We start from the raw sequence: 19,128 nt of genomic DNA on the forward strand, positions 1-19,128 counted from the left end.
GAAGAGCTATGCAGAACTGGAAAGTGACCCCTGCCGAGGTGTTTGCCGCCTCCCCCCTGGTACCCGTGATGGTCATCAACGACCTGGAGCAGGCCCTGCCCATGGCCAAGGCCCTGCTGGATGGCGGCATCTCGGTGTTCGAGATCACCCTGCGCACCCCGGTGGCGCTGGACGCCATCGCCCTCATCGCCAAGGCGATGCCGGATGCCATGGTCGGTGCCGGTACCGTGCTCAACTGCGCGCAGTTTGATGCCGCCGTCGCTGCCGGTGCCCGCTTCGTCATCTCCCCGGGCATGACCCCGGCCCTGCTGGCCCACGCGGCCAAGAGCACGGCGCCGCTGATCCCGGGGGTGGCCACCCCGTCCGAGGTGATGCAGGCGCTGGAAGCAGGCTACGACCACCTCAAATTCTTCCCGGCCGAGGCGAACGGCGGCACCAAGGCACTCTCCGCCATCGCGGCGCCCCTGCCCCAGGTGAAATTCTGCCCCACCGGCGGCATCGGCCCGAAAAACGTGGCCGACTACCTGGCGCTGAAATGTGTGGCCACCGTCGGCGGCTCCTGGATGCTGCCGGCAGACGCCGTCAAGAGCGGCAACTGGGAGGAGGTGACCCGCCTCTCCCGGGAAGCGGTTGAATTGGTTAAACGCTAAGCAAATATCGTTTAGAAAAATTAAACAGGCCACCCCCGGGTGGCCTGCTGTTTTTCCGCCTCGGGAGGGGGTGGGCCGTTTGCTTCCGGCCTCGCCCTGGCTTAAGGTCGGGGGCTGCCCCTCTCCCCTGGAGCCTTCATGTCCTGTCTGCATCCATCCTACCCGCAAGGGCACTTCACCGCGCTGCACTGCCACCCCCATGCCCAATACTGCTATCTGCACGACGGGGGCGGCATCATCACGGGGCGAGGGGAGGGAGAACTGCTGGTGGCGGGCCAGATCTGCTTTATTCCGGCGGGGTGGGAGCACGAGTTTCGCGTGCTGCGCTGCTCCCGGCTCTCCCTCCTCTATGTGCCGACGTCAGCCCGCACCGCCTTCGGCCCCTTGCAGGCCAGCCCGCTGCTGGCGGGCCTCTTCGCCCGCCTGCCCGAGTTGGCCGAGGAGGAGGTGAAGGGAGCCTATCTGACGGTGCTTGGCCAGGAGCTGGAGCGCGCCGATCCGCTCGCGGCGCGCATTCCCCTCACCGGGGCGCTGGACCCGCGCCTGCTGCGGGTGCTGGACAAGGTGTGCCAGGCGCCCGCCATCCATCTGACGCTGACGGCGCTGGCGGCAGATTGCGGCGCCTCGGTGCGTACCCTCAACCGGCTCTTCCTCCAGCAGCTGGGGTGCAGCTTTCGCCAGTGGCGGGAGCAGGTGGTGCTGGGACGGGCGCGCCAGTTGCAGCACCGGGGGCTCACGCTGGCCCAGATCGCCGATCGGCTCGGCTACGAGGATCCCGGTGCCTTGTCCCGCGCCCTCCAGCGCCTTGCCCGGCGCGAACCGGCGGCCTGAGGGCCCGTCGTCTGCCTTCCTGCCCGCCATGGCGGTGTCTGCGGGTTGCCGGCAGTCAGCGCCGCGAGCCGATATCCGCATCCTCCTTGCTGCCTGCCAGCAGACAGGTCACCTCGTCGGTGTGGCAGATCCGATCGCCGCGAAAGGTGAAGAGGCCGCTCACCTTGCAGACCAGGGTGCCGCCGTCCTGGCGGGTGGCCCGTACCACATGGGTCGAGTGCACCCGCTCCCCCTGCGCCAGGGTGGCGACAAACTCGATGCTCGCCCCGGCCAGATGGCGGCGCAGTGTGGCGATGTGCTGGTGAAACGCCGGGTAGTCGAGCCGCTCGCCGTTCACCTCCTGGCAGTAGTCGGGGGTGAACCAGTCGTCGAGCTCCGCCAGGGGGAAGGCGGGATCGCAGATGACGCGCTGTAGGCAGGCTTTCAATCGTTCGGTGTGGTGCATGGTCTGCTCCTGACAGGGGGGATGGAGGAGCCAGCATAGGCCAGGGGACGGCGAGGGGAGAGGGGAGAAGGCGCCATCATGGCGGTCGAACGCGCCATGATGGCCGGGGATCAGCCGAGGCTTTCCCCCTCATAGAGGGAGAAACCGATGTCCTTGCACCTGGTCGCCAGCGGCTGGCCGCCGAGGCGGGCCAGCAGCATGATGGCGGCTTCGCGACCTATGGTCTCGCGGGGGGTGACGATGCTGGCGAGCTTGGGGGTCATGGCGTGGCCGATGTCGAGGGCGTTGCTGCCGGCGATGGCCACCTGCTGGGGTACCGGGATCCACCTGGCCTGGCATTGCAGCAGGGCTCCCACTGCCAGGTCGTCGTTGGTGCAGAACAGGCCGTCGAGATCGGGGAAGCGCGCCATGGCCTGGGCCAGCAGCTCTCCCCCCAGGGTGAAACTGGAGGATTGCTCCGTCAGCAGGTGCTGGCCGGTCAGACCGAAATCGGCCATCGCCTGGTAGTAGCCTTCCATTCGCAGCTGGGTGCGCACGTCGAGCCGGGCGCCGAGGTAGATCACCTTGCGCCGTCCCCGGCGCAGCATCTCTGTTACCATGGCCCGGGCGGCGGCCCGGTGATCCATGCCCACCACCATGTCGATGGGGGAGAGGGGCAGATCCATGGTCTCCACCACCGGGATGCCGGCGGTGGCGATCATCTTGCGGGTGCGCTCGGTGTGCTGGGTGTCCGAGAGGATGAGCCCGTCCACGTTGTAGGAGAGGAGCGAGGCGATCTGCTCCTCCTCCCGCTCCGGGCTGTAGCCGTAGTGGGCGAGCAGGGTCTGGTAGCCGGCGGGCCGGGTCACCGCCTCGATGCCGTGGATCACCGCCGAGAAGACCTGATTGGAGAGGGAGGGGATCAGGATGCCGATCGCCTTGCTGGTGGCGTTCGACAGCATGTCCGGCGCCCGGTTCGGGATGTAGCCGAGCTCCTCCACCGCGGCGGCGATGCGCTCGCGGGTCCCTTCGGCCACGGCGGACGGGTCGCGCAGGTAGCGGCTGACGGTCATCTTGGTGACACCGGTCAGGTCGGCAATGTCCTGCAGGGTAGGGCGGCGCTTGCGGGTGTCGTTCATCTGGGGATCCGGCAAAAAATGTTACACGTAACATTACCGTTTTTGCACGGCAATGTCAGCATATGACGCCATCAACAGGGGGCAGGGGATGATCAAGGGCAGGTGCTTCGAGGGGGTCCACTTCGAGCAGCAGGAGGTGGAGGGGGAGCAGTTCCAGGGGTGCCGCTTCATCGGCTGTCACTTCTCCTGGCTCGATCTCGGGGAGAGCCGCTTCGTCGACTGCAGCTTCTATGACAGGGAACGGGAGCTGGGATGCCTGTTTCAGGGCTGCGATCTGAGGGAGGCGAGCTTCCTGCGCTGCGATCTCACCCTGGCGGACTTCGGCCGCAGCCAGTGTCTTGGGCTGGAGATGCGCGACTGCCAGGCCATGGGGATCAACTTCGCCCATGCCAGCTTCGCCAACCGGATCACTGCCAAAAGCTATTTCTGCGAAGCCCACCTCACCGGCAACAACTTCAGCTACGCCAACTTCGAAAGCTGCCTGCTGGAGCGGTGCGAGCTTGCCGGCAACCGCTGGCAGGGGGCCAACCTGCTGGGCGCCTCCCTGGCAGGCTCGGATCTCAGCGGCTCCGAGTTCGGGCAAATCGACTGGACCAGCTTCAACCTGCAAGGCTGCGATCTGCGCCAGTGCGATCTGCCCGGCCTGGATCTGCGCCGGGTCAACCTCGCCGGGGTGCAGATAAATGAAGATCAGCAGCAGGGGCTGCTGGAGCAGATCGGGCTGGTGGTCTTCCCCTGAGCGGGGTGGAAAAGAGGTAAGTTTTCATCATCGGGGCGAGCGGTGTGGTGCCCCCCCTGCCAAGCAAAAAGCCTGCGCGATGCAGACTTTTTGTCAGGTGAAGTGGTAAACGACGCGGTGTTGCTGTCTTTTGCTCCCTGCTCCCCTCGCGGGAGAAGGGTTGGAGATGAGGTAGCGGACTCCGCTCGGGCACCGCCAAGGCGGGCTTAGCGTCTGGCCAGCCACTTGGTCGGGTTGATGGCCTCGCCCTGATAGCGGATCTCGAAGTAGAGGCCGGAGCGCTCCTGTCCGCCGCTGTCGCCGACCAGGGCCACGGGCTCACCCTGCTCCACCTTTTGTCCCACCTGGCGCAGCAGCGACTGGTTGTGGCCGTAGAGGCTCATATAACCCTTGCCGTGGTCGATGACCAGCAGCATGCCGAAGCCGTCGAGCCAGTCGGCGTAGACCACCTGGCCCGGTGCCACCGCCTTGACCTGGGTCCCTTCGCTGGCGCCGATCAGGGTGCCCTTCCACTTCAGCTCGGCGGTACGCGGCGAGCCGTAGGAGATGAGGATGGGGCCCTGCACCGGCCAGCGCAGGTTGCCACCCGTGCTCAGACCGCCGTAGCCGTTGCTGCTTGCCTTGGCGCTGTTGCGGGCGGCCGCTTGCTGCTGCGCCACCTTGGCCTGCTGTTCGGCGACGCGTTGCTGCTGGGCCGCCAGCCGCTGCTGTTCGCCGACCTGGCGCTGCTGGGCCGCGATCCGCTGCTGCTCCTCGATGCGCTTCTGCTCGGCTGCCAGGCGCTGGGCCTCCAGACGGCGCTGGCGCTCCTGCTCGGCCTTGATCTTGGCAAGGCGCTCCCGCTCGGCCCGTTCGCGGCGTTCCTTTTCTTCCTGCTGACGACGCAGCTCTTCCAGCCGCGCCTTGAGCGCCTTCTCCGCCTTGACCAGCTTGTCGAGCTTCTGCTCGTCGGCCTGCACCGATTGCTGCAACTGGTTGCGCACCTTGGCACGGCTCTGCTGGCTGGCCAGCAGGCTCTGGTGATGCTCCTGCTGCTCGCCGAGCAGGGTCTGGAGGCGGTTCTCGGTCTCCCTGGTGGCCTGCTGGTTCTTGGCCAGCTTGTCACGGGTGGCGCGCAGGGCTTCGATGGCCTCGATACGGGCCTTGTTGAGGTAGTCGAAATAGTCGAGGGCGCGGCTCAGTTTGGCCGGATCCTGCTGGTTGAGCAGCAGTTTGAGGTAATCGTGGTTGCCCGCCTGGAAGGCGCTTTCCGCCTGCTTGGCCAGCAACTGTTTCTGATGTTTTGCTTGTTGCTCCAGTGCCAGCTTGTCCTGCTGCAGGGACGCCAGCTTCTGCTGGTTCTGCCGGAGTTGCTGTCTGGTCTGCTCGAGTTTGGCGGCGGCAGCCGAAATGGCCTGCTCGTCAGCCTTGAGCTGGGTGTTGAGCTTGGCAAGCTCCTGCTTGCTGAGCTTGAGGGTCTGTTGCTGTTCCTTGATCTGGGACTGCATGGCCCCCAACTGCGGGTTCGCAGCCTGGGCTGTGCCGGTACCGCCGATCAGGCAAAAAAACAGCGCGCCGGCCAACAGGCCGACGCGACTGGTTTTCTGTGAAATAATTTCGCATCCCCGCATGGGGCAGGATTATTTCAGAATCATCAGGGGCTTGCCAGTCATTTCCGGCGGCACCGGCAGACCCATCAGGGTCAGCATGGTGGGGGCCAGATCGGACAGTTTGCCACCTTCGGCGACCTCGGCTTTACGACCGAAGTAGATGAGGGGAACCGGCAGATTGGTGTGGGCGGTGTGGGCCTGACCAGTCTCTTCGTCCATCATCTTCTCGGCGTTGCCATGGTCTGCGGTGATGAGGCACTCGCCACCCACTTCCGCCAGGGCGTCGGTGACGCGACCGATGCAGTGGTCGACCGCTTCACAGGCTTTGACGGCCGCATCGAACACGCCGGTGTGGCCGACCATGTCGCCGTTCGGGTAGTTGCAGATGATGACGTCGTACTTGCCGCTCTTGATGGCCGCAACCAGCTTGTCGGTCAGCTCTTCGGAGCTCATCTCCGGCTGCAGGTCATAGGTAGCCACTTTCGGGCTCGCCACGATTTCGCGATCTTCGCCGCTGAAGCAGGCCTCTTCGCCACCGTTGAAGAAGAAGGTGACGTGGGCGTACTTCTCGGTCTCGGAGATGCGCAGCTGGGTCTTGCCCTGCTTGGCCAGCCACTCGCCCAGGGTATTGACCAGGGCGGTGGGCGGATAGGCGCAGGCGGTTTTGATGTCGGCCGCGTATTCGGTCAGCATCACGAAGTGCAGGGCCGGGGTGGCGGTGCGGGCGAAGCCGGTGAAGTCGGTATCGACGAAGGCGCGGGTGATTTCGCGGGCGCGGTCGGCACGGAAGTTCATGAAGATCAGCGCATCGCCGTCGATCATCGGTACAGCGTCGCCGATGCGGGTGGCTTTGACGAACTCGTCGTTCTCGTCGCGGGCATAGGCGGCGGCCAGCGCGTCGGTGGCGTTGTCGGCGGTGAATTCGCCCTTGCCCTGGGTCATCAGGTCATAGGCCTGCTGCACGCGATCCCAGCGGTTGTCGCGGTCCATGGCGTAGTAACGACCGATCATGGAGGCGAAACGACCCTTGCCCAGTCGGGCAAACAGGGCGTCGAACAGCTCGATGGAGGACTGGGCACTGCGCGGCGGGACGTCGCGGCCATCCAGGAAGGCGTGGAAGTAGATCTGCTCGGCGCCACGCTTGGCTGCCATCTCGATCATGCCCATGATGTGCTCTTCGTGGCTGTGTACGCCACCCGGGGACATCAGACCCATGATGTGCACGGCCTTGCCCTTGGTCACGGCAGCGTCGACAGCCTTGGCCAGCTCGACGTTCTGGAAGAAGTCGCCGTCCTGGATGTCCTTGGAGATGCGGGTCAGCTCCTGATAGACGACGCGACCGGCACCGATGTTGGTGTGGCCCACTTCGGAGTTGCCCATCTGGCCGTCCGGCAGACCCACGTCCAGGCCGGAGCCGGAGATCAGGGTGCTGGTGTAGTCACGGGCCAGGCGATCCAGATTGGGGGTCTTGGCGGCAGCAACGGCGTTGTACTCTTGCTTGGTGCTGTAGCCCCAACCGTCCATGATGACCAGAACCAGCGGTTTCTTAGCTGTTGACATAAGGCTATGTCCTCTCGGATAGGAATGAATTGCGGGAAGTGAAACTAGCGTAATATTACTACATCTGCCGAAATAGTCACCTGATAGCCAAGTCCCTCTCCAGCCTCGCTTTTTAACTGTTATCCCGCTGTTTTAGGCATGTTGCCGGCTTGTCTGCCGCGGCGGGTTTTCCTCTGTTTCCCCCCTCTTTTCGGCATGGCACATCCTCTCGTTCGGCTCGGTTGGAGGAGGAAGAATCGGCAGCCATCCCTGATGGGAGCTTGCTCTCGCTTTGCCGCCAAGATGGCTGATCTTATGCAGGGCCCCATGTATACTCGGGCCCTTGTCTTGGTCCCTGGATAGTAGAAGATGCAAGAGTATTTGGATTTCGCGGCCCGCAATCCGCTGCTGACCGCAGCCTGGTTGGGCCTGGCAGGCACCCTAGTGTATACCACTGTGCGTGCTCGTTTTTCTCCGGTGAAGGCGGTCAACAACCACGCCGCTACCCTGCTTATCAACCGTGAAAATGCCACCGTCGTGGACATTCGCAGTCAGGATGAATTTGCCAAGGGCCATCTGGCCGGGGCCCATCACCTGCCGCTCGCCCAGATCCAGGCGAATAATCTGGGTCCGGTTGAAAAGCACAAGGATGCCCCCATCATAGTGGTGTGCGAGTCGGGGATGACCGCTGGTGGCGCGGGTCGCCAACTGAGCAAGGCCGGTTTCAAGCAGGTGTATGTGCTCAGCGGTGGCATGGCCCAATGGCGTGCAGACAATCTGCCGGTGACCAAAAAACGCTGATTTAAGGGCCTGCGCCCACTCATTATCTTAAAAAGGAATCAAACGAAATGGCTGACGAAATCAACAACCAGGAAGTGCAACCGGAATTCCACATCCAGCGTGTCTACACCAAGGATGTCTCCTTCGAAGCCCCGAATACCCCGCACATCTTCCAGAAAGAGTGGCAGCCGGACGTCAAGCTGGACATGGACACCAAGACCAATGTCCTGGCCGACAGCGTCTATGAAGTGGTGCTGACCCTGACTGTCACCTGCAAGCTGGAAACCGAGACCGCCTTCCTGTGCGAAGTGCAGCAAGCCGGCATCTTCACCATCGGCAACCTGCCTGAGCCGCAACTGGCCCACTGCCTGGCTGCCTTCTGCCCGAACATCCTGTTCCCGTATGCCCGCGAAGCGGTGTCCAACCTGGTGAGCAAGGGTTCCTTCCCGCAGCTGAACCTGGCACCGGTCAACTTCGACGCCCTGTTCGCCCAGCACATGGCGCAGGTACAGGCCCAGCAGGCGACTGCGGAAGCCTGATAATGGCCGACCAGATCGCAATCTCGGTCCTGGGGGCGGGGTCTTATGGCTCCGCCCTTGCCATTTCTCTGGCGCGCAACGGTCATCCGACCCTGCTGTGGGGTCACGACCCTGCCCATGTCGCCGAGCTGGAACAGGATCGCTGCAACAAGGCATTCTTGCCGGATGTCCCCTTCCCGGCCGATCTGCAACTGACGTCGGATCTGCAGGCGGCGGTGCAAGCCGCTCCCGTGCTGCTGCTGGTGGTGCCGAGCCATGTGTTCGGCCAGGTACTGGCCCGGGTCAAACCCTTCCTGCGCCCGGATACCCGGATTGCCTGGGCCACCAAGGGGCTGGAGCCGGACAGCGGCCGTCTGCTGCAAGAGGTGGCGCGGGAGGTGCTGGGGGATGCCATTCCACTGGCGGTCATCTCGGGCCCGACTTTCGCCCGCGAGCTGGCTGCCGGTCTGCCGACCGCCATCTCGGTGGCCTCCACCCACGACGACTTTGCCGACGATCTCTCCCACCTGCTGCACTGCGGCCGCTCGTTCCGGGTCTATACCAATCCGGACTTCATCGGTCTGCAGCTGGGCGGGGCGGTCAAGAACGTCATCGCCATCGGTGCCGGTCTCTCTGACGGACTCGGCTTTGGCGCCAACGCCAGAACTGCGCTCATCACTCGGGGCCTGGTGGAGATGCAGCGCCTCGGCGCCGCCCTCGGGGCCGACGCCAAGACCTTCATGGGGATGGCGGGGCTCGGGGATCTGGTGCTGACCTGTACCGACAACCAGTCGCGCAACCGCCGTTTCGGTCTGGCGCTGGGAGCGGGCAAGTCGGTTGACACCGCCATGGCCGAGATAGGCCAGGTGGTGGAAGGCTATCGCAACACCAAGGAGGTGCATCTGCTGGCGGCCCGCTGTGGCGTCGAGATGCCCATCTGCGAACAGATCTTCAAGGTGCTGTACGAAGGCAAGAACCCGAAAGAGGCGGCCATCGCCCTGCTGTCGCGAGACAAGAAGGACGAGTGATCTGCCAGCCGCAGCATGCAAAAGGCCCCGCCAGCTGGCGGGGCCTTTTCTTTGCCGCAAGGGGGCAAATCAGTAGTAGGAGTGGTCGCCGCGCTGGTGCTCGGTGGCATCCTTGACGCCGTTGAGCTCGCCCGGGAATTTCTCCAGCAGCTGCTTCTCGATCCCCTCTTTCAGGGTGTAGTCGACCATGGAGCAACCGTTGCAACCGCCGCCAAACTGCAGGATGGCCAGTTTGTCGTCGGTCAGCTCGACCAGAGTGACCTTGCCGCCGTGACCGGCCAGCATGGGGTTCACCTCGGACATCAACACGTACTCGATGCGGTCGATCAGCGGGGCGTCGTCGGCCACCTTGCGCATCTTGGCGTTGGGGGCTTTCAGGGTGAGCTGAGAGCCCATCTGATCGGTGACGAAGTCGATGGTGGCATCCACCAGGAAGGGGGCGCTCAGGGGATCGACCAGGCAGTCGAAGCCGCTGAAGGGCAGGTGCTGATCTTCCGGATCGACCGCGTCGGGTGGGCAATAGGATACGCCGCACTCGGCATTCTGGGTTCCCGGATTGACCACAAACACCCGGATGTTGGTGCCATCAGGCTGCTTCTCCAGCAACTTGCGGAAGTGGGCCTGGGCGGTGTCGGAAATGCTGATCATCACTATCCTCATAAACCTGAGTGTACGACTAGGGTATTCATGATAACTCGCTTGGCGGGGCTTGGGTAGCGTGCCGATGGTGAGCCTGTGAGCCCGGGCGTATCGGAATCATGCCGCCAGCGGACTCCCGGGCCGGATCCCAGCCCGGTTATTTCAGGTGTCGGAGGGTACGGCAGATGGCCCACACCTCTACCGTGGTGACGCCGTGTTCATGAAGCAACCGGGTGAGCTGACCTGCGGTGGCGCCCGTGGTGACCACATCATCGAGCAGTGCCACATGCCGGTAGTGGTGAGATTCTATTTCGAAGGCGCCACGCAGATTGCGTCGCCGCTGGCCGGCACTGAGCCGGGTCTGTTGCGGGGTCGACCTTGTCCGGCGCAGTACGCGGGTGTCGCAAGGAATGCCGGTGAGTGCGCTCAGGGCATGGCCGATTTCTTCTGCCTGATTGAAGCCGCGCCACCACTGGCGCCACCAGTGCAGGGGAACCGGAATGATGACCTGCGGTGGGTTGGAGAGGTCCAGATGGTCTGCCAGCAGGCTGGCAAGCAGCGGCGCGAGCAGGATCTGACCGGAATACTTCAGCCGGGGGATGAGTTGGGCATAAGGTGCCTGATAATCGCCGATCACCTGCAAACGCTCCCAGGGGGCGGGTCTGCGCTGGCAGCGTCCGCACAGCAGTTCGCTCTCGCGATGTTGCTCCGGCAGCGGTGCTGCACACATCAGGCATCGTCTGTCGTGCTGGCGCTGGGCGTGGCGGCACCAGGAGCACAACAAAGGCGTGTTGTCACAGGGTTGGCGACAGAGCAGGCACAGACCGAGCCAGTCGGACTGGGTGCCAAGGATCGGACTTGCTTTGGCGAGCAGCCGCTTTAACATGCAGGCTCCAAGCAGATAAACAGGGATCTTGAGTCTAGATGAGCGTATCGGTTGAGCGGTTTGGCCAGGGCCCGGACCTGGTGTTGTTGCATGGCTGGGGCATGAACGGGGCCGTCTGGCATGGTATTGCCCAAGAACTGGCTGCCCACTATCGGCTGCATCTGGTGGACCTGCCCGGCTTTGGCAACAGCCCCCTGCAAGCAGGGACAGACTACACCCTGCCCTGGCTGGCAGAGCAGGTGGCGGCCATATTGCCTGAAAAATGCCATCTGCTCGGCTGGTCCCTCGGTGGTCTGGTGGCGAGTCAGTTGGCGCTGACCATGCCTGAACGCCTTCACTCTCTCATTACCGTAGCCAGTTCTCCCTGCTTCATGGCCCGCGACGAGTGGCCCGGGATTGCCCCCAAGGTGCTGGCGGGGTTCAACCAGATGCTGGCCGGCGACTTCATGCAGACCATAGAGCGCTTCCTCGCGATCCAGGCCATGGGCAGCGAGCACGCCAGAAACGACATTCGCCAGTTGCGTCACTGGCTGGCGGAGCGACCCGCTCCCCGGCTTGCGGCCCTGGAGGCGGGTCTGGGCCTGCTGGCCGAGGTCGATCTGCGGGATGAACTGATCGGCCTGGATCTGCCCTGGCTGCGTCTTTACGGCAGGCTGGATACCCTGGTGCCGAAGGCGGCGATCCCCTTGCTGGATGCGCGCTATCCTGCCAGCCACAGTCTGGTGCTGGAGAAGGCATCCCATGCTCCCTTCATCTCCCATCCAGAGCAGTTCATCACCCTCCTGCGGCGGTTCATTGACTGAGATTTGAGCGGCAGGCTTCAATAACTCGTCAGGTTGGTGGATAATTAGCCAACCCTACAGAGGAGTGTGCCAATGCGTATCGAATCAGCCATGACGGCGGGCGTGCAGGGGTTCCAACGGGCCGAGCAGTTGGCGGGCCAGGCGTCCAGCCAGATCGCCCGTCTCAATACGCCAACGGGTGATCAGGTGCAGTTACCGGATGAACTGGTGAATCTCAAGGTGGCCGAGCTGCATGCCGGGGCATCCGCCAAGGTGATCCAGACGGCCAGCGACATGCTGGGCACCCTGATCGATATCCGGGTGTGACATGAACATCAACGTCAGTCTGCCGACCATCATTCCGAATCAACTGCAGCCGCAGACGGAATCGGCACAGACTGACAACCGCCGTGCAGAACTGGTGCCCCCCAGCCGCCAGAGCGAAGCGTCCAACGCCGAGTCCGGCGTCGGTTCCCAGAAAGAGAGATCCCGGGCCGCCCAGGCCAATCCCGCCACCCCATCCTCGTCCACGAAAGAGAACGGCCAGACCGGCCCCGTGATGATGGCGCACCGTTTTGTCGAGGCAACGGGGGAGGAGGGGGAGCGTCGACAACGTCAGGAGGGTGAGCAGCAGGAGCAGCAAAAGCAGCAGCGTCAGGTGGCTGCGCTGGTCGAACGGGATCTCGAAGTTCGCAAGCACGAGCAGGCTCACCAGGCAGCCGGCGGCGAGCATGCGGGGAGCCCTACCTACCAGTTTTCCCGTGGGCCGGATGGCAAGCGTTATGCCACCGGGGGGGAGGTGGTCATCGACATGGGGACCATTCCCGGGGATCCCGCCGCGACTATCGCCAAGATGCAGCAGGTGCGTGCCGCTGCACTGGCTCCCGATGAACCATCGTCACAAGACATGAGTGTGGCCCGTGCCGCCTCTGGCAAGGAGGCACAGGCCCGCAAGGATCTGATGACCCTCAGGCAGGAAACCACAGGCCCGCTCGGTGCTTATATGGACAATCGAAACCAGGTGATTGCCAGGTACTATCAGCAAGCGGTGAGGCCAGCCTCCCCGCATAGCCTGAGTCAGGACGTTTGATCCCGCTCCGTGCAGGCATGAAAAAGCCCCTTTCGGGGCTTTTTTGCATTCTGGGGGCTTATTTCTTCAGTTTCGACAGGGCAGCCGCGAAGGCGTTGCCCATGGCACCCTCGGTCGAAGCGCTCTGACGAGGCGCCTGTTTAGGTCGGGCGTTGCCGGTGTGACGCGGCTCGGCCGGTTTGCGTGCAGGCTGGCCGGCTTTTTCATCCAGACGCATGGTCAGACTGATGCGTTTGCGCGGTACGTCGACTTCCAGCACCTTGACCCGGACGATGTCACCGGCCTTGACCACCTCGCGGGGATCCTTGACGAAGCGATCGGTGAGGGAAGAAATGTGCACCAGCCCGTCCTGATGGACGCCAATGTCGACGAAGGCGCCGAAGTTGGTGACGTTGGTGACCACCCCCTCCAGCACCATCTCGGGCACCAGATCGCTGATTTTCTCCACCCCTTCCTTGAAGGTGGCGGTCTTGAACTCGGGACGCGGGTCGCGGCCGGGCTTGTCCAGCTCGCTGATGATGTCCGTGACTGTAGGCACCCCGAACTGCTCGTCGGTGTAGTCGGTGGGCTTGAGGGTGCGCAGCAGGCTGCTGTTGCCGAGCAGGCTGTCCACGGTCTGCTCCAGCTTGGCGAGGATCCGCTCCACCACAGGGTAGGATTCCGGGTGCACCGCCGAGCCGTCCAGCGGATTGCTGCCGCCCCGAATGCGCAGGAAGCCGGCGCACTGCTCGAATGCCTTGGGCCCGAGCCGGCTTACTTTCAGCAACTGCTGACGACTCTTGAAGGCGCCGTTCTCGTCGCGGTAGGCGACGATGTTCTGGGCCAGGGTCTGGGAGAGGCCGGAAACCCGGTTGAGCAGGGCGACCGAGGCGGTATTCACATCCACCCCCACCGCGTTCACGCAATCCTCGACCACCGCGTCGAGGCGGCGGGCCAGCTGGCTCTGGCCGACGTCGTGCTGGTACTGGCCCACACCTATGCTCTTGGGATCGATTTTGACCAGCTCGGCCAGGGGATCCTGCAGCCGGCGGGCGATGGAGACAGCGCCGCGAATGGAGACGTCGAGATCCGGGAATTCCTGGGAGGCGAGCTCGGAGGCGGAGTAGACCGATGCCCCCGCTTCACTCACTACTATCTTCTGTGCCTTGGCGGCCGGGTAGCGCTCGAACAGATCGCTCACCAGGCGGTCGGTTTCCCGGGATGCGGTGCCGTTGCCGATGCTGATGAGCTCGACCTTGTGCTTCTGGCACAGCTCGCTCAGGGTCTTGAGACTCTGGTCAACCTGGCGTTTGGGTTCGAACGGATAGATGGTCGCGTGATCGACCAGCTTGCCGGTGGCATCCACCACCGCCACCTTGACCCCGGTGCGGATGCCGGGATCCAGCCCCATGGTGCAACGCATGCCGGCCGGCGCCGCCATCAGCAGATCCTTGAGGTTCATGGCGAATACCTTGATCGCCTCGTCTTCTGCCGATTCGCGGATGCGACCGATCAGCTCGGTCTCCATCTGCAAGGAGAGCTTGATCTTCCAGGTCCAGCTCACCACCCCTTGCAACCACTTGTCGGCCGGGCGGTGTTGCAAGTTGAGCCTGAGGTGATGGGCAATGATCCCTTCGCAGGGGCTGGCGCCCTCATCGTCACCAGCGACCAGCGCCAGATTGAGCACTCCCTCGTTGCGACCGCGCAGCATGGCCAGCACCCGGTGGGAGGGGGCCTTGTGCAGAGGTTCGTCATGTTCGAAGTAATCCTTGAACTTGGCCCCTTCCTGCTCCTTGCCGGCCACCACGCGAGCGCGCAGGGTGGCGTTGTGCCACAGGTAGTCGCGTAGCTTCTCCAGCAGGTCGGCCTGCTCGGCGAAGCGCTCCATCAGGATGTAACGGGCACCGTCGAGGGCGGCCTTGCCGTCGGTGATCCCCTGCTCGGCATTGAGGAAGCGAACCGCCTCCTGCTCGGGATCTTTCAGCGGGTCGCTCAGCAGCAGGTCGGCCAGTGGCTCCAACCCCGCTTCGATGGCCATCTGCCCCTTGGTGCGGCGCTTGGGCTTGTAGGGGAGGTAGAGGTCTTCCAGCCGGGTCTTGCTGTCGGCCTCGTTCAGCTCGCGGGCCAGCTCGGGGGTCAGTTTGCCCTGCTCTTCGATGGAGCGCAGGATCACCTGGCGGCGATCCGCCAGTTCACGCAGGTAGCCGAGGCGGCTCTCCAGGGTACGCAGCTGGCTGTCGTCCAGACCGCCGGTCACCTCTTTGCGGTAACGGGCGATGAAGGGAACGGTCGCGCCTTCGTCCAGCAGGCGAACGGCTGCCTGCACCTGTTCCGGGCGGGCATTCAGCTCACCGGCGATCTGATGTTCTATTACGTGGCTTTGCATGGAGGGTCTCTTGGTCGGGTCCTGTCTAACTGGTCAGCGTGGGGCAATGTCGCCGAACAGGGGGTCTGTCCTGGCGATACTTTAGATACCTGCCAGGCCACTGCCGCGCGGGCCGGTTGGCGCCGCAAGGCGCCGGGTGTGAGCACTATATGGGGTCGGGCAGCGGGATGCCACCCCGGCAGAAATGACGTTTCTCATACCCGGTGGGCGGACATGCTCGGTCTCTCCTGGCCTTGTCAGCCGATTTGGCAGTGAGGGTCGGCCTGGCTTATTTGGGATAGCTGATCTCATTGATGTACCAGCAGGCGTCACCCACTGGCGTTTGAACCATGGCTTCATCGCCCACCTCTTTCTTGAGCAGGGCACGGGCCATGGGGGAGTCGATGGAGATGTAATCCTTGCGGCCGAAGATCTCGTCATAGCCGACGATGCGAAAGCGCTTGGTCTCACCCTCGTCGTTTTCCACCTCGACCCAGGCGCCGAAGAAGACCTTGCCCTCCTGGGAGGGGGAGTAGTCGACTATGGTCAGCTCTTCCAGGCACTTGCGCAGGTAGCGAACCCGGCGGTCGATCTCCCGCAGGCGTTTCTTGTTGTACTGGTAATCGGCATTCTCGCTGCGATCACCCAGGCTCGCCGCCCAAGCTACTTTTTTGGTGACATCGGGCCTCTCCTCCCGCCAGAGCATGTCGTGCTCCTGCCGGAGCCTGGTGTAGCCTTCACGGGTAATGAGTTTGGTTTTCATGGGGTTATCACTCCCTCGCCAATTGCATCCGGTTGCCCGGGATCTTAGTCATTGTCGCCGCCCTGTCGAGCAAAAAGCAGAGCTGGCCATCCATCCTTCCCGGCTCCGGGGCCGAATGAGGGCAATAACCGGTAACATATTTATGCTTTGTGGTTGCAGGGGGCGGCTCTAGTATGAGGGGAGACAGAGAAGAGAGGTGGCAATGAGTCAGCAATACAAGGTCCTGGTGGTGGACGACGATCTGAAACTGCGTTCCTTGCTGGAGCGCTACCTCACCGAGCAGGGGTTTGTAGTGCGAGGTGTCGCCAACGGGGAGCAGGCCGATCGCCTGCTGACGCGTGAAAACTTCAGCCTGATGGTGCTTGATCTGATGCTGCCGGGGGAAGACGGCCTCTCCATCTGCCGCCGCCTGCGGGAAGCTGGCAACCAGATCCCTGTCTTGATGCTCACCGCCAAGGGGGACGAAGTGGATCGCATCGTCGGTCTGGAGATGGGGGCCGACGATTATCTGCCCAAGCCGTTCAACCCCCGTGAGCTGCTGGCCCGGATCCGCGCCGTGCTGCGCCGCCATACCGTGGAGCTGCCCGGCGCCCCTTCCGCGGCGGAGAAGATGGTGAGTTTCGGGGCCTACCAGCTCAATCTGGCGACCCGTGAACTGAGCCGTGATGGCGAACCGGTTGCCCTGACCAGCGGGGAGTTCGCCGTGCTCAAGGTGCTGGTGAGTCATCCTCGCGAACCGCTCTCCCGTGACAAGCTGATGAACCTGGCCCGTGGTCGCGAGTACACGGCCACCGAGCGCAGCATCGATGTGCAGGTCTCCCGCCTGCGCCGCCTGCTGGAACAGGACCCGGCCCAGCCCCGCTATCTGCAGACCGTCTGGGGTCTGGGGTATGTGTTCGTACCGGACGGTGAGAACGCATGAAGAAAGTGGGCAGCATGTTCTCCCGCATGCTCTGGTTTCTGGCTGCCGTGCTGGTGGTCTATCAAGTCGTCTCCTACGTTACCTTCTACAACTACCTGCTGGCGCCGACCGTCAAGCAGATCAGCCACCTGCTGGCAAACCAGGTCAAACTCATCTTCCCGGTGGACAACAACCAGTTGGCGCTCAGTGAAGATGCCGAGGCGCTGGTCTATGTGGCGACCGGAAGCGACATCTATACCCAGAGCGAGGCGGAGCAGCATGGGCTGAATGATTCCAAGCCCTACCCCTATCTGGAGCAGAGCATCAGCCGCGAATTGAAAGGGGATACCAGGGTCAGGGTTGAAATCCAGGATCACTACATCATCTGGATCCAGCCTCCCCAGGCCAGCCAGATGTGGGTGCGCATTCCCCTGACGGAAATTGAAGATGACGACATCGAACCGCTCATCCTCTATATGAGCGTCTTGCTGGTGGTGACCCTGTTTGCAGCCTGGCGTTTTGCCCGTCAGCTGGTGCGGCCGCTGGAGGATCTGGAAGCGGGGGCCGTGGCGGTGGCGCGCGGCAACTTTCCCGATGCCCTGGGGGAGCAGGGCTCGCGGGAGGTGCGCCGCCTGACCCGCACCTTCAACCACATGTCGAGCTCCATCAAGGGGCTGATCGAGGAGCGCAACCTGATGATGGCCGGGGTATCCCACGATTTGCGCACCCCTCTCACCCGCATTCGTCTCGCAACCGAGATGATGTCCTCGGGGGATGAGTACCTCAAGGAGAGCATCAATGCGGACATCGATGAGTCGAACGGCATCATTGATCAGTTCATCGATTACATTCGCCCGAACGAGGGGCTCGATGCCCGGCCCGTCGACCTGACCCAGCTCATTCACGATGCGTTGCTGATGCAGACCGATCAGGGACTGGAAGTGGAGCTGCTCCTGCCGGAGGAGGCGGTGCGTGTGGCCTGCCATCCCATCAGCATTCGCCGTATCCTCAACAATCTGTCGGGCAACTCCCTGCGCTATGGCGCGACCCGGTTGCAGGCCGAGCTCAGGGATGATGGCCACTGGGTGCGGCTGCGACTCTCCGACAATGGCCCGGGGATCGCAGAAGAGGACTACTCCCGGGTGCTCAAGCCCTTCACCCAGGGCAATGTGGCGCGCACCGGTGGCGGGAGTGGGCTGGGGCTGGCCATCGTTGCCAAGATAGTCTCCCAGCATCACGGCACCATCAGGCTGGGGCGCTCCGAACTGGGGGGCTTGCAGGTGGAGATCCGGCTACCCAAGAACCAGCCGCTGGAGTGGATGGATTGAAAGCAGGGCGTATCGAGGGATACGCCCTTTGTCTGTCAGGGGTGGGGGTCGCTCACCTTGCGGTAGCGCTTGCCATATTTGAGTTGCTGGATAAGCAGGGCGGCGACGATGAGAACCAGCCCGATGGGGGTTGCCGGGTGAATGGTTTCGCCGATCAACAGGTTGAGCAGCACCAGAGAGGCAAACGGCGAGATGAAGATAAGGTTGCTGATGGGGGCCGTGTTGGTGGCGTGGCGCAGGGCCATCAGCCAGAGCACGAAACCGAAACCCATCTCGAACAGCCCCACATAGATGGCGCCAGCCCATCCCTGCCAGGCAGTCATGGCAAAGTCCGAGAGCAACCAGGTCGCCACGATGATGAAGGGCAGGCTGATGAGGAAGCCGAGCAGCAGGCTGACGACGGGATCCCCCTGATTGCGGGTGTTGAGGATCCAGTAACCGGCCCAGATCAGGGTCGACACCAGCGCCAGCGTGACGCCGAGCGGACTGTCGAACTGCAGACCGAACACGTCCCCCCTGGTGGCGATCACCAGGGCGCCGAAATAGCCGAGCACGATGGCGACGCCATCGCGGCGGCGCAGCTTTTGACCGAGGAAGGGAACGGCCAGCAGGCTGAGGGTGATGGCCCAGGTGTAGTTGAGAGTCTGCGCCTGCTGGGCGGGCAGCAGATCATATGCCTTGAACAGCAGCAGGTAATAGAGAAAGGGGTTCAGGACCCCGAGAGCGAGGTAGTAGAGGGGGCGACGCTTGATGTAGTCGAGCAGTAGTGGCAGTTTGCCCTGACAGGCCACGATGCACCCCAGGGTCAGGGTCGAGGTGCAGGCCGCGACCAGCAGCAGCTGTACCGGTTCAAAGTAGGCGAGGGAGATCTTGAAGGCGCTGGCCACCGTGGACCAGAGGGCGACGGCACAGAGCCCGTACTGGTAGGCTTTCTTCTGATTCTTGAGCATGGGATGGGTTCCGCAGACAGGGGCGAGGGCGCAGTCTATCAGCCTGTTTGCAACATTGTCGTTACCCCTGCCAGGCAAGGGCTTGCCCAGCCGTTGGCGAGATCCATCTGTCACATAAAATTGCGCACAATCTGTCCGCCTTCACTTGCGTGAGTGGAAAAAATCCGTATAATCCCCTCCGCTTGCCCATGAGGCAGCCAGACGATAT

Annotated in this window: 20 protein-coding genes; 11 read left to right on the forward strand and 9 right to left on the reverse strand. The window is 63.2% G+C overall.

Going from position 1 to position 19,128, the window contains the following annotated elements; all coding sequences use genetic code 11:
• Nucleotides 1–8: 8 nt before the first annotated feature.
• Together AB5Y51_RS07450 and AB5Y51_RS07455 are read left to right on the forward strand one after the other, a co-directional pair.
• Nucleotides 9–650 carry a bifunctional 4-hydroxy-2-oxoglutarate aldolase/2-dehydro-3-deoxy-phosphogluconate aldolase gene (locus AB5Y51_RS07450; protein WP_039039502.1) on the forward strand — a complete coding sequence of 214 codons (642 nt, stop codon included), beginning with the start codon at nucleotides 9–11 and terminating at the stop codon, nucleotides 648–650.
• Between the two features lie 138 nt (nucleotides 651–788).
• A complete protein-coding gene (locus AB5Y51_RS07455) occupies nucleotides 789–1,481 on the forward strand; it encodes a helix-turn-helix domain-containing protein (RefSeq protein ID WP_368178230.1) in 693 nt (230 codons plus the stop codon).
• Between the two features lie 55 nt (nucleotides 1,482–1,536).
• Here AB5Y51_RS07455 and AB5Y51_RS07460 read toward each other — a convergent pair whose 3' ends face one another.
• Together AB5Y51_RS07460 and AB5Y51_RS07465 are read right to left on the reverse strand one after the other, a co-directional pair.
• Nucleotides 1,537–1,926, reverse strand: coding sequence for a nuclear transport factor 2 family protein (locus AB5Y51_RS07460; RefSeq protein ID WP_039039500.1), 390 nt, complete (start codon nucleotides 1,924–1,926; stop codon nucleotides 1,537–1,539).
• A 110-nt stretch (nucleotides 1,927–2,036) separates the two neighbouring features.
• Nucleotides 2,037–3,044 carry a substrate-binding domain-containing protein gene (locus AB5Y51_RS07465; protein WP_045522401.1) on the reverse strand — a complete coding sequence of 336 codons (1,008 nt, stop codon included), beginning with the start codon at nucleotides 3,042–3,044 and terminating at the stop codon, nucleotides 2,037–2,039.
• A gap of 88 nt (nucleotides 3,045–3,132) precedes the next feature.
• On the opposite strand from AB5Y51_RS07465, the gene AB5Y51_RS07470 reads away from it, so the two are divergent.
• A complete protein-coding gene (locus AB5Y51_RS07470) occupies nucleotides 3,133–3,783 on the forward strand; it encodes a Qnr family pentapeptide repeat protein (RefSeq protein ID WP_041212172.1) in 651 nt (216 codons plus the stop codon).
• A gap of 206 nt (nucleotides 3,784–3,989) precedes the next feature.
• On the opposite strand, the gene AB5Y51_RS07475 is transcribed toward AB5Y51_RS07470, so the two are convergent.
• On the reverse strand, nucleotides 3,990–5,393 hold the full coding sequence (locus AB5Y51_RS07475) for a peptidoglycan DD-metalloendopeptidase family protein (protein WP_223916338.1): 1,404 nt from the start codon (nucleotides 5,391–5,393) through the stop codon (nucleotides 3,990–3,992).
• Nucleotides 5,394–5,402: 9 nt separating this feature from the next.
• A complete protein-coding gene (gpmM, locus tag AB5Y51_RS07480; protein ID WP_039039496.1) occupies nucleotides 5,403–6,932 on the reverse strand; it encodes a 2,3-bisphosphoglycerate-independent phosphoglycerate mutase in 1,530 nt (509 codons plus the stop codon).
• Nucleotides 6,933–7,280: 348 nt separating this feature from the next.
• Between gpmM and AB5Y51_RS07485 the strand changes: the two genes are divergently transcribed.
• Genes AB5Y51_RS07485 through gpsA form a run of 3 tightly spaced genes read left to right on the forward strand, consistent with a single transcriptional unit; the run spans nucleotide 7,281 to nucleotide 9,237 of the window.
• Nucleotides 7,281–7,712, forward strand: a complete 432-nt coding sequence (locus tag AB5Y51_RS07485) for a rhodanese-like domain-containing protein (protein WP_010672546.1) — start codon at nucleotides 7,281–7,283, stop codon at nucleotides 7,710–7,712.
• Nucleotides 7,713–7,759: 47 nt separating this feature from the next.
• A complete protein-coding gene (gene secB / locus AB5Y51_RS07490; RefSeq protein ID WP_010672547.1) occupies nucleotides 7,760–8,230 on the forward strand; it encodes a protein-export chaperone SecB in 471 nt (156 codons plus the stop codon).
• A 2-nt stretch (nucleotides 8,231–8,232) separates the two neighbouring features.
• Nucleotides 8,233–9,237 (forward strand): NAD(P)H-dependent glycerol-3-phosphate dehydrogenase, encoded by a 1,005-nt coding sequence (gpsA, locus tag AB5Y51_RS07495; protein ID WP_010672548.1) that lies wholly within the window; start codon nucleotides 8,233–8,235, stop codon nucleotides 9,235–9,237.
• Nucleotides 9,238–9,306: 69 nt separating this feature from the next.
• On the opposite strand, the gene nfuA is transcribed toward gpsA, so the two are convergent.
• Both nfuA and AB5Y51_RS07505 read right to left on the reverse strand, forming a co-directional pair.
• Nucleotides 9,307–9,885 carry a Fe-S biogenesis protein NfuA gene (gene nfuA, locus AB5Y51_RS07500; protein ID WP_010672549.1) on the reverse strand — a complete coding sequence of 193 codons (579 nt, stop codon included), beginning with the start codon at nucleotides 9,883–9,885 and terminating at the stop codon, nucleotides 9,307–9,309.
• Nucleotides 9,886–10,033: 148 nt separating this feature from the next.
• Nucleotides 10,034–10,762: a ComF family protein gene (locus AB5Y51_RS07505; RefSeq protein ID WP_368178231.1), complete on the reverse strand. Its 729-nt coding sequence runs from the start codon at nucleotides 10,760–10,762 to the stop codon at nucleotides 10,034–10,036.
• A gap of 38 nt (nucleotides 10,763–10,800) precedes the next feature.
• On the opposite strand from AB5Y51_RS07505, the gene bioH reads away from it, so the two are divergent.
• The 3 genes from bioH to AB5Y51_RS07520 all read left to right on the forward strand — a co-directional run bounded on the left by bioH (nucleotide 10,801) and on the right by AB5Y51_RS07520 (nucleotide 12,634).
• Nucleotides 10,801–11,565 (forward strand): pimeloyl-ACP methyl ester esterase BioH, encoded by a 765-nt coding sequence (bioH, locus tag AB5Y51_RS07510; RefSeq protein WP_010672551.1) that lies wholly within the window; start codon nucleotides 10,801–10,803, stop codon nucleotides 11,563–11,565.
• Nucleotides 11,566–11,637: 72 nt separating this feature from the next.
• Nucleotides 11,638–11,871, forward strand: coding sequence for a flagellar biosynthesis protein FlgE (locus tag AB5Y51_RS07515; protein WP_368178232.1), 234 nt, complete (start codon nucleotides 11,638–11,640; stop codon nucleotides 11,869–11,871).
• Between the two features lies 1 nt (nucleotide 11,872).
• The gene (locus AB5Y51_RS07520; protein WP_368178233.1) at nucleotides 11,873–12,634 is read left to right on the forward strand and encodes a putative metalloprotease CJM1_0395 family protein; all 762 of its coding nucleotides are present in this window, start codon (nucleotides 11,873–11,875) and stop codon (nucleotides 12,632–12,634) included.
• A 58-nt stretch (nucleotides 12,635–12,692) separates the two neighbouring features.
• On the opposite strand, the gene AB5Y51_RS07525 is transcribed toward AB5Y51_RS07520, so the two are convergent.
• Nucleotides 12,693–14,999, reverse strand: a complete 2,307-nt coding sequence (locus AB5Y51_RS07525) for a Tex family protein (protein ID WP_368178234.1) — start codon at nucleotides 14,997–14,999, stop codon at nucleotides 12,693–12,695.
• Between the two features lie 268 nt (nucleotides 15,000–15,267).
• Nucleotides 15,268–15,741, reverse strand: a complete 474-nt coding sequence (greB, locus tag AB5Y51_RS07530; RefSeq protein WP_039039492.1) for a transcription elongation factor GreB — start codon at nucleotides 15,739–15,741, stop codon at nucleotides 15,268–15,270.
• Between the two features lie 202 nt (nucleotides 15,742–15,943).
• On the opposite strand from greB, the gene ompR reads away from it, so the two are divergent.
• Both ompR and envZ read left to right on the forward strand, forming a co-directional pair.
• A complete protein-coding gene (gene ompR / locus AB5Y51_RS07535) occupies nucleotides 15,944–16,663 on the forward strand; it encodes a two-component system response regulator OmpR (RefSeq protein ID WP_010672556.1) in 720 nt (239 codons plus the stop codon).
• Nucleotides 16,660–17,970, forward strand: coding sequence for a two-component system sensor histidine kinase EnvZ (gene envZ / locus AB5Y51_RS07540; RefSeq protein WP_164882882.1), 1,311 nt, complete (start codon nucleotides 16,660–16,662; stop codon nucleotides 17,968–17,970). Before ompR ends, envZ begins: the two co-directional genes overlap by 4 nt.
• 35 nt (nucleotides 17,971–18,005) lie before the next feature.
• On the opposite strand, the gene AB5Y51_RS07545 is transcribed toward envZ, so the two are convergent.
• Nucleotides 18,006–18,920, reverse strand: coding sequence for a DMT family transporter (locus AB5Y51_RS07545; RefSeq protein ID WP_039039491.1), 915 nt, complete (start codon nucleotides 18,918–18,920; stop codon nucleotides 18,006–18,008).
• Nucleotides 18,921–19,128: the final 208 nt, after the last annotated feature.

Source organism: Aeromonas sp. R7-1, from assembly GCF_040908115.1.
Taxonomy (GTDB): Bacteria; Pseudomonadota; Gammaproteobacteria; order Enterobacterales; family Aeromonadaceae; genus Aeromonas; species Aeromonas caviae.